The sequence below is a fragment of the Streptomyces sp. NPDC001714 genome (genome assembly GCF_042892755.1).
Taxonomy (GTDB): domain Bacteria; phylum Actinomycetota; class Actinomycetes; order Streptomycetales; family Streptomycetaceae; genus Streptomyces.
In genome coordinates, this window is the sequence record NZ_JBIAUL010000065.1 from 1 (window position 1) to 3,306 (window position 3,306).

The 3,306-nt window shown below is 72.1% G+C and carries 1 protein-coding gene; it reads left to right on the forward strand.

Annotated features, from left to right (window positions below):
- On the forward strand, nucleotides 1-3,306 hold a 3,306-nt coding region (locus tag ACFY0P_RS52055; RefSeq protein ID WP_388929517.1), incomplete at both ends, for an SDR family NAD(P)-dependent oxidoreductase.

Genomic DNA, 3,306 nt, shown 5'->3' on the forward strand with positions numbered 1-3,306 from the left:
CCCCCTCATCCACCAAACCCTCGACAACCCCACCACCATCACCACCCACCACCCAAACCTCACCACCACCCTCGCCCACCTCCACACCCACGGCATCACCATCAACTGGAACACCCTGTTCCCGGGAGCCGCCCACGTCGAACTCCCCACCTACCCCTTCCAACACCAGCACTACTGGATCAAGAAGCCGAAGCCGGCCGGGGACGCGACGTGGCTGGGGCTGGGGATGTCGGCTCATCCGTTGTTGGGCGGTGTCGTCCGGACGGCGACGAGCGGCGAGGAGATTTACGTCGGTCGGCTGTCGGTGGATACGCACCCGTGGCTCGCCGACCATGTGGTGGCCGACACGGTGCTGCTGCCCGGCACCGCCTTCGTCGAGCTGGCGTCCGAGGTGGCGCGGCATGCGGACGGGGCCGTGGTGGAGGAGTTGACCATAGAGGCGCCGCTGGTGCTGTACGGGTCGGACGCCGTACAGCTACAGGTCGTCGTGGGGCCTCCAGACGCCTCCGGGCGGCGCGAGTTGAGCATTCACGGGCGGACCGGCCTGGACGACGAAGCCACACCGTGGGTGCGGCACGCGGGTGGCTCGCTCGTGGTTCCGGACGCGGTGGAGGCGACGACATCGTTCGACCTGTCGGCATGGCCGCCTCCGGGCGCCGTGCCGGTCGACCTCGACAGTTTCTACGACCGGCTCACCGAGCACGGGCTCGCCTACGGACCGGTGTTCCAGGGACTGGTGGGGGCGTGGCGCAAGGGAGCCGAGACCTTCGCCGAAGTCGTCCTGCCAGAGGACCTCCGGGCGGACAGCCACCGGTACGGGGTGCACCCGGCGCTCCTGGACGCCGCGCTACACCCCCTCGCCCTGCTCGACGAGGACGAGGCGATCCGGCTGCCCTTCGCATGGCGGGGGGTCCGGGTGTTCGGGACCGGTACCGGAGCGCTTCGAGTCCGGCTGACGACCGAGGACGGTACGGTGCGGCTCGCCGTCGCGGACGGCACGGGAGCCGCGGTCGCCTCGGTCGACGCACTGGCGGTGCGCCCGCTGGATCCGGCGGTGCTGGGCAGCGGCGCACGCGGGCTGCCGTCGTCGCTGTACCGACTGGCGTGGCAGGACGCACGGCCGACGGGCACCGAGTCGGGGCACCGGACCTGGGCCGTACTCGGGACCGGGGCGGCGCACGACGGTCCGCCGGAGTTCGCGACGGCGGAGTACGGGTCTCTGGACGCTCTGGCCGGCAACCCACCGGAGCTGGTGGTGCTTCCGGCGCTCGCCGGAGTCTCGGTGCGCGACCTCACCGCGCGGGTGCTGGAGCAGGCCCAGTCGTTCCTGGCCCGGCCTGAACTGGTCTCCGCCCGCCTGCTGGTGGTGACCCGGCGGGCGGTGAGCACCGAACCGACGGACGAGCCGGCGGACACCGCCGAAGCCGCTCTCTGGGGCCTGGTGCGCGCGGCGTGCGCCGAGCATCCCGGCCGCTTCGCCCTGCTCGACCTCGATGCCGCGGGCGCGGCATCGGATCCGCTCGACGTGGACGGCATCGCCTCGATGCTCGCCGCCGGGGAGAACGAGATCGCCGTACGCGACGGCGTATTGCGCGTGCCACGGCTGCTCCGGGTGGATGCCTCCGCGCCCGAGCGGTCCCGTCGGATGCGGCCCGACGGCACAGTACTGATCACCGGCGGAACGGGCACGCTGGGCGGCCATCTGGCACGGCACCTGGTCACCGAGTACGGCGTGCGCCGTCTGCTGCTCGTCAGCCGCAGCGGGCCGGATGCTCCCGGTGCTCTGGAACTCCAGGCGGAACTGCTGGCCCACGGCGCCGACGCGGAGGTGGCCGCTTGCGACGTCGCCGACCGTGACGCCCTTGCCGCGCTGCTGGCGGCCATCCCCGCGGAGCAGCCGCTGACCGCTGTGGTGCACGCCGCCGGCGTGCTGGACGACGGTGTGATCACCGCGCTCAACCCGACGCGGCTGGACACGGTGCTGCGGTCCAAGGCGGACGCGGCATGGAACCTCCACGCACTCACCCAGGACATGGAGCTGGACGCCTTCGTCCTCTTCTCCTCACTGGCCGGCACCCTCGGCAATGCGGGCCAGGGCAACTACGCGGCCGCCAACGCCTACCTCGACGCCCTGGCCCATCATCGGCACAGCCGTGGCCTTCCGGCGACCTCGCTCGCCTGGGGTCTGTGGGACCGTGACGGGGGCATGGGTGGCGGGCTGAGCGACGCCGATCGGGCCCGTATCGCCGCGAGCGGCATGCTGCCACTGCCGTTGGAGGCGGGTCTGGCACTGCTCGATGCGGCGCTGCGCCTCGACCTTCCGGTGCTGGTGCCGGCCCGCCTCGATCCGGCCGCGCTGCGCGCCCGTGCGGCGGCGGACACGCTGCAGCCCGTTCTGGCACAACTGGTGCGAGTGCCGGCCAGGCGCTCCACGGGGGCCACGTCCTTCGCACGCCGGCTCGTCGGGCGGACGGCGGCCGAACAGGAGGCCGTGGCGCTGGGATTGGTGCGGGAGACGGTCGCGACCGTACTCGGTCACGGCAGTGTGGACGACGTACCGGCCGAACGCGCCTTCAAGGAGCTCGGCTTCGACTCGCTGGCCGCCATCGACCTGCGCAACCGTCTCAACACGTCGACGGGGTTGCGCCTGCCGGCGACCCTCGTCTTCGACCACCCCAGTCCCCGGCTGCTCGCCGGGCGGCTGCTCTCGGAGCTGTCGGGCGCGGCCGACGGCACCCCCGCGGTGACCTCGGGGCCGGCCGACCCCGCCGAGCCGATCGCGATCGTGGGGATCGGCTGCCGCTATCCCGGCGGAGTCGCCGACCAGGAAGACCTGTGGCACCTCGTGCGTACCGGCACCGACGCGATCGGCGGCTTCCCCGACAACCGGGGCTGGAACGTCGACGACCTCTACGACCCCGACCCGGCTCGTCCCGGCCACACGTATGCGCGCGAGGGGGGATTCCTCTACGACGCCGACCGGTTCGACGCCGACTTCTTCGGCATCAGCCCGAAGGAGGCGCTGACCGTGGATCCCCAGCAGAGGCTGCTTCTGGAGATCGCCTGGGAGGCGTTCGAGCGCGCCGGGATCGATCCCGCGGCGGTCCGGGGCAGTCGGACGGGCGTCTTCACCGGCGTCATGTACAACGACTACGCGGGACGGCTCTTCAACAACATCCCCGCCGAGTTCGAGCCCTACCTGGGCAACGGGAGCGCGGGCAGTGTGGCGTCGGGCCGGGTGGCCTACACCTTCGGCCTCGAAGGCCCCGCCGTCACCGTCGACACCGCCTGCTCCTCCTCCTTGGT